Origin of the sequence: Massilimicrobiota sp. An134 (assembly GCF_002160815.1) — a bacterium.
GTDB classification, from domain to species: Bacteria; Bacillota_I; Bacilli_A; order Erysipelotrichales; family Coprobacillaceae; genus Allocoprobacillus; species Allocoprobacillus merdigallinarum.
Genome location: NZ_NFLH01000031.1, coordinates 21414 through 27934, shown reverse-complemented (window position 1 = coordinate 27934; position 6521 = coordinate 21414). Strand labels below are relative to the sequence as shown.

The 6521-nt window shown below is 29.0% G+C and carries 8 protein-coding genes; 4 read left to right on the top strand and 4 right to left on the bottom strand.

Annotation, left to right across the window (positions count from 1 at the left end):
• Nucleotides 1-1272: 1272 nt before the first annotated feature.
• Nucleotides 1273-1830, bottom strand: a complete 558-nt coding sequence (locus tag B5E79_RS10900; RefSeq protein WP_158095498.1) for a DUF3793 family protein — start codon at nt 1828-1830, stop codon at nt 1273-1275.
• Entirely contained in the window at nt 1823-2179 is a 357-nt protein-coding gene (nrdI, locus tag B5E79_RS10895) for a class Ib ribonucleoside-diphosphate reductase assembly flavoprotein NrdI (protein WP_087245433.1), read from the bottom strand. Before nrdI ends, B5E79_RS10900 begins: the two co-directional genes overlap by 8 nt.
• Before the next feature lie 126 nt (nt 2180-2305).
• Between nrdI and B5E79_RS14055 the strand changes: the two genes are divergently transcribed.
• From B5E79_RS14055 to B5E79_RS10880, 4 genes are all read left to right on the top strand, one after another.
• Nucleotides 2306-2431, top strand: a complete 126-nt coding sequence (locus tag B5E79_RS14055) for a sigma factor-like helix-turn-helix DNA-binding protein (RefSeq protein ID WP_479684570.1) — start codon at nt 2306-2308, stop codon at nt 2429-2431.
• 407 nt (nt 2432-2838) lie between these two features.
• Entirely contained in the window at nt 2839-3201 is a 363-nt protein-coding gene (locus B5E79_RS10890; protein WP_087298032.1) for a type II toxin-antitoxin system PemK/MazF family toxin, read from the top strand.
• Nucleotides 3202-3328: 127 nt separating this feature from the next.
• Complete coding sequence (locus tag B5E79_RS10885; RefSeq protein WP_087298031.1) at nt 3329-3556, top strand: hypothetical protein; 228 nt, start codon at nt 3329-3331, stop codon at nt 3554-3556.
• A gap of 10 nt (nt 3557-3566) precedes the next feature.
• The gene (locus B5E79_RS10880) at nt 3567-4661 is read left to right on the top strand and encodes a tyrosine-type recombinase/integrase (protein ID WP_087298030.1); all 1095 of its coding nucleotides are present in this window, start codon (nt 3567-3569) and stop codon (nt 4659-4661) included.
• 358 nt (nt 4662-5019) lie between these two features.
• On the opposite strand, the gene B5E79_RS10875 is transcribed toward B5E79_RS10880, so the two are convergent.
• Nucleotides 5020-5517, bottom strand: a complete 498-nt coding sequence (locus B5E79_RS10875) for an antitoxin (RefSeq protein WP_087298029.1) — start codon at nt 5515-5517, stop codon at nt 5020-5022.
• The gene (locus B5E79_RS10870) at nt 5514-6371 is read right to left on the bottom strand and encodes a DUF3990 domain-containing protein (RefSeq protein ID WP_087298028.1); all 858 of its coding nucleotides are present in this window, start codon (nt 6369-6371) and stop codon (nt 5514-5516) included. The genes B5E79_RS10875 and B5E79_RS10870 overlap by 4 nt, the downstream gene beginning before the upstream one ends.
• Nucleotides 6372-6521 lie beyond the last annotated feature (150 nt).

Below are 6521 nucleotides of genomic sequence, written 5' to 3'. Positions count from 1 at the left end.
AAATTTTTCAGGACCATTTGCTATACCAATAACACAAAACATTAAAAGTATAAAACATAATACTATACCTTCCATTAGTAACATTAGAATTAACATTAAAATCAACTCGCTTTCAAATTTCAATTTATCTAACTAAATTATCTCATGTGGAGTTTTTTATTACAAGATAATTTAACTTACATGCTTATTTTTCACAATAGGATGTTTGCTGAGATAATCAGATAGAGTAATACTTTTTGTATCATGAAATACGATATCCTTATCTTCATCTACATCTCGATACACAAGATGATTTTGTTCATCTATCACATCATAGAGAAATAGAGAAATATGGTTAGTTTTTTTGTATCTTACTTGTCGCTTACCGTTTTTAATTTATAAATATACAAAAAAACTCAAATCGAGTTTTAGCCGATAAATAAAGGCTTTTGCTGATTTGAGTTTCTTTGAATTGTTCTGGGTATTCCCAAAAATTAACGTTTTGAGAACTCCGAAACCTTATAAACTATGGGTTTTTAAGCCTAGTTGTCGCTTACTTGTTGCATTGCCAAAACATCTTATAACTATTTAACATGAGTATTCACATAAATTAAAATGAGAGGCGCGCAGGTCCTCTCACAACGTACATATATAATACCTTAATTTTTTCTATATGTAAAGTATTATTTGATTTTTCTATTGTGAATTATAGAAAAATCAAATTTTGTATTGTATTCTGTGTTAGTTTCTTCAATAATTTCATCTATTTTTTGTCTTAAAGGTAATGTTATATTTTCATTAAATAAAAAATTTGACCAATGACAAATTGAAATATATCCTAAAAAGAAGATTGAATAGAACTTTCCTTTAACAATATAGGGAGATTGTTTTCCTAAAATATTGGAATGATGAGATATTTTATTACGTAGCATATGGATAGATTTCAAATCAACTCTACTGGGATCTATTAGCCCTTTCAACGGGTGAATAGAAAAAGAATAAATAAAAGCAGAAAATGCCTATGAAATAAGGATATTTCATGATTATATTATAATCTCATGAATAATTAAGGTATACTATATTATTGTGTCTATTAGGTGATAAGTATAAAAGAGACTATAACTTTTAAAGACTGTAAATCTTTAGAAATAATAGTCTCTTTTATTAACCACAAAACACTTAATTGTATTAGTACATTCAAAAAACATCTTACAACTATAATATAAATTTTATGCATTTCTTGAATCATATATGTCTTAAAAAATATATTTTAGTGCATTTAGCCTGATTTATTCAATGTACTAGTGTTGCTATTTTTCTTCCATTCCTAACTTCTTTTATGAAATATTCTCGAACGGATTTATATAATTTAAATCTTTGTTGAGCTTCATCTGGATTAGAATTATAGACTTTCCAAGTCCCAATCATAATGCAAGATTGCGACTCAATAAATCCAATCACATCCTCTAAAGGATAACCTAATAAAACTCCTATTTCATGTGGATACTCAATAGATTCATTCAATCTTTTTTCTAAATGATTAAATACCGAATGAATTGAAAATTTTTTATACCCATAAAGTGAAAGAAAATGCTTTACTTCATCTCTATTAAGTAATGATTCTAATTGCTTTTTTGAAAAAACAAAAATAGTAACTCTACTATTTAAAGATTGAAAAATATGTATATATATATTTTTGGTATTTAAAATTTGATTATATGTTTTAATAGTTTCATCAATATCTTCTAATTTTGACTTTTCTAAATGAAACATATTTGCAACCTTACATTTACATAAAGTTGGAGCACAATGGTGAGCTAATAATTCCTCGAAATATTCTTGTTTAGACATTATCAATAATATCTTGAATAGCAGAAACATCAGCATCTGTCCCATTATTTTCAAATCTGTAAAGACATGGAACATCAAATTCCTGACTAATTATATCTCCGGCTTTACAAAAAGCCTCACCATAACCTTTGTCACCAGATACAATTACACCTTGTATAAAATTTGAATTATTTGTTAAAAAATCAGAAACTTCTATTGGTACTTCTCCATATCCATCAGTATAAGTAAACAATAAATATGGTTCAGAAACAATTTCTTTACCTGTTTTAATTTGTAAAGATTCAGAAATCAATAATTGATCAATCATTAATTGAACATTTCCAGTTCTACTTGCATAAACAACTTTCATATTTACCTCCTGGTTAGCCATTGCTAACTTCTATGTTATAATAATATAGCAATTTTAATTACATGTAAAGAATTTTTATAATTTTTAACCATTTTCCCTTTATAGATAGGCTAAAAATCTAATTCAATTTTATTAAAAATATTATTATTAAGATTTTTAGAATATGATATTAACGAAATTGCACTAGAGTTAAATATGACACCAAATGCAGTTAGAAAAAGAATCAATAAATTTAAAAAAATTATAATTTGAAGGCTTATTTTGATCATTATTTACGGCTCTTAGGTGAAGGAAAGTTTATCCACTTCAATAGATCCTTGAAAAATTCATAACAACTATTAGATACAAATCTCATAGAATGAGCTGATCACTATTGCGCCATGACCTATTATATAGAGAGCGATCAAACAATAGATTGATAAAAGCAATTGGCTATTGCTAGCGACAATACCCTATGAGGATAATGATACACTTGCACTGCAATCGCGTGAGCTACCACGCAAGGGTGAAATTCCCGTGATGAATAATTAGCTATTATTCGTCTAATAGGATTCCCTTCTTTCCGGGTAAACAGGGTTAAATAGGAAATACGATAAATATAAAAAAACAACCAGGACTCGCTCCTGGTTTTATACATAATTAAGAGAGGATGAGATAAAGTGATAACAAAAGTAAAACGAGGAGATATCTTTCTTGCTGATCTTTCTGCTTATCAAGGTTCCGAACAAAAAGGAGTTCGCCCTGTTTTGATCATTCAAAATAATAAAGGTAATAAATATAGCCCTGCAACGATCGTTGCATGTCTATCATCCAAGATTGAAAATAAAGCTCATTTACCTACTCATTATATTCTACCTGAAGGAATCGGTTTAAAGTACCGTTCAATGGTGTTGTGTGAACAAATTAGGGTCATAGATAAGAAAAGACTTTTAAAAAAGATATCAAAACTAAGCAAATTAGATATGAAACATATCAATAGAAAGATAAGTATCAGTTTAGAGCTTAAAGACAAGAAATATTAAAAATGTAAAAATACTATCACTTTAAAATATCCTAGCTTCCTTGATTATCGTCAAATGTATGAACTTTCATTTTGTACATTCGTTATTATCTTGCAAATCATTTATGATGAGAGAGGAGATAGATATTATGCAAGAAAAACATTATGTAGAAACTCCAAAATTTACGGGCAGAAATGTTCCCATTGATGAAATTGCAAAAGCTACAGGTAAATCGGCTACCTTTTTAAGAGAGGCATTAAAACTAGGAATTATGCACTTTGGCTATGCATTCAAGAAAGATGGAGCTAAGAACTATATATTTTACTGTCCAGATAAACAAGTTTGGGAAGAATTAGGCTATTTTAAAGAAGAATAGGAGGTTCATTATGGCCAAAAGAAAAGAAGAAAGACTACCAAAAGGTTTTGGTGGAGTTGTTTTCATGAAAGGAAATCGTGCCAAACCATATGTAGTTAGAATTAAAGTAGGTACGACAATAAACGAAGAAAAAGGTACTGCATATCCAAAATACAAAGTTATTGGTTATGCTAAAACAAGGGCAGATGGTATCTTAATGTTACAGGATTACCATAACAACCCATATGATTATGAGAATCACTATACTTTTGCTGATATATATAAGAAAGCATTTGATGAATTTATCGCCGATAAATCTAAATCGAGTATTCAAGCATATAAATCTGCATTTAAGGTATGTGAAGAACTTCATAATCTAGAGTTCAAAGATATAAGAACGATTCAACTACAGCATGTCATTGATCATTCAGGGAAAAACTATCCAACGCTTAAGAAAATCAAAGTATTGTTCAATGTCATGTATAAATATGCGATGAGATATGAATTATGTCCTAAAGACAATTCAAGATATGTTGATATTTTAAAATATAGCAAGCAAAATCCAAATGCAAGGGATAGAAATCCCTTCTCTAAGAAAGATATTGACTTATTATGGTCTATGCAGCATGATAAATGGTATCAAATTCTATTAATGTTAATTTATACTGGAGTAAGAATTGGTGAACTCTTAGAACTAGAAAAAAAGGATATTAATCTTGAAGAGCAATATTTTGATGTGACAAAGAGTAAAACTGAAAGTGGAGTTCGAAGAGTACCTATTGCTGATTGTATCTTACCATTCTTCAAGAATTGGTATGAATATTCACAGACAGATACTTTAATCTGTATGCCTAGCATGCAACCATTCAAATATCGAAATTATATTGATTCTTACTGGTTCCCATTAATGGAACCTTATGGAATGCAACGTTACACTCCACATTGTACGAGACATACTTGTATATCGCTTCTTGCTGAAGCAAAAGTAAATCAAACATCAATTAAATTGATCGTTGGACACAGAGGTGCTATGACACTTACAGAGCGTGTATATACACATTTAGATATCGATACATTGATAGAAACAGTGAACAAAATGTATATCCCAGCATCGCTTAAGTGGTAGATGAGTGAAAATAAAGCAGCAAATCTCTCTCCACAGTCTCACACTACAATCTATCTCCACAATTCACTAAATAAAGCAGCACAGACCACATTTTTGCTCCTCATTTTTAGTGAGAGGCGAAGTTACTTTATTTGTTACCTTATTGCAGCTTTATGAGGGTTTTTTAGACGAAATAAAAAAAAGAAAAACCCCATAAAATGGGGATTTTCTAAAGTTTTCCTCAAACAATTTACTAACGTTTTGAGAACTCCTAGGTACGATAAAATAGGCATTTTAGAGTGGTTTTGTTGCATACGTGTTGCATTGCCAAAACTTTTCAGAACAACTCAAATAGTTATCAAAATAATTTATACAACACTTAATTCTTCAATCTTTTTATTCTTCTGAGTATTTTTACCCCCTCTTTAGTCAATTGGTCACTATCTTTATCTAATACTAATGATTTTGCTTCTAAGATCCTATCTATTGCATTCATTGGATCTAGGGAATGATATGCAAAGAATAAATGCCTAAGCTCTGTACCTTTTATAATCTTATAAGCATTTTTACTATCAATTTGATAAACATATGATAGATATCTATAAATATACCCTATCCAATACATCTCATTAATTGAAAACTTTATTTTTCCATAATTGGTTTTACCATATTCTATATCAAGTTCTTCAAAAATTTCTTCAATTGTCATGGTTTCGTTTATAAAGGTTAAATTATCCATTCTAGAAACAAATTTAGAATTCATAAATCGGCGGATAAATATATTTGAACTACATTCTTCTCTAGTAACAGATTGTTCAAAAATTTTACCTTGTATATCACATAGTAACAAACCTACTTGATCCATTTCTCTTTTCATAATATTTCGTCAATATATTGACCTCGCCCCCTATACTGTCTTCGAGCCATTTTAATTTTAGTATCTCCAACTTTACTATCCTCTAATCTTTTGATTTGATACTTTTCTTTTTCTTTACTACATAAATAGCATCTTTCAACAATTTTTACCTGATTCAACGCTCTCTCTGTTTTAAAAACATATTGAAATCCTAAATTAGTAGCTGCCAAACAATGTATACATTGTTCATCAGTAATTTCACCTTCAATAAAACTATCTATAATTCTAAACATCCTGTTATCAGCGATTGGTGCTACTAAATAATCTATGTCTTCTAATTTGTTAATTAACTTTTTGATAATCGGATGATCTTCATAGCCACTTAGCCTTCCTCTAAAATATGCTATTGTCAGCATCCATTCTTGATTGACTTTATATTCAATGCTAGAAAGGTTTTGTGGATTAAAACTTAATATATAAACGCTAGATGTATCAAATCCACTTACAAATAATGATGACTGCTCAAAACTTTCACCGCAGTAAAATCCTTTACCAAAATCATTATTGTTTTTTGAATGCTCAATATCAATATTACCCTCTATAATGTTCTTGGCGCCATGGTATAATACTAATTTATTCTCATTTGCTAAATCTTCATAATAAAGTTGTGCTTTAATCTCATTTATAAAGATATTATTATTTAATGCAAAAGTATATATTTTTTCGATATTATTTTCATTTGTATCCATTTTGCCAGTTTCCCATCTTGCTACCGTAATCGCATCAACATCTATTTTTTCAGCAAATTGTTTTTGAGATAAATTAAGTATTTCTCTAATTAATTTAACATCCTCATCTATTCTATAATTCACCATAGATTCAATATCACCTCACCACTTTATTATAGCATACGCTAGTAAGAAGTTAAATATAAACTTTTTATTATCATACGCTAGTAAAAAGTTTTTTTATACTCTTTACGCTCTGCATTTTTAAAAAGAAAAAGAAGTATCTAAACACTCACT

Bases quoted from the DNA above. Each gene is read 5' to 3' on its own strand.
- B5E79_RS10900 (WP_158095498.1), bottom strand. From the start codon at position 1,830: ATGTCTAAACAAGAATATTTCGAGGAATTATTAGCTCACCATTGTGCT.
- nrdI (WP_087245433.1), bottom strand. From the start codon at position 2,179: ATGAAAGTTGTTTATGCAAGTAGAACTGGAAATGTTCAATTAATGATT.
- B5E79_RS10885 (WP_087298031.1), top strand. From the start codon at position 3,329: ATGCAAGAAAAACATTATGTAGAAACTCCAAAATTTACGGGCAGAAAT.
- B5E79_RS10880 (WP_087298030.1), top strand. From the start codon at position 3,567: ATGGCCAAAAGAAAAGAAGAAAGACTACCAAAAGGTTTTGGTGGAGTT.
- B5E79_RS10875 (WP_087298029.1), bottom strand. From the start codon at position 5,517: ATGAAAAGAGAAATGGATCAAGTAGGTTTGTTACTATGTGATATACAA.
- B5E79_RS10870 (WP_087298028.1), bottom strand. From the start codon at position 6,371: ATGGTGAATTATAGAATAGATGAGGATGTTAAATTAATTAGAGAAATA.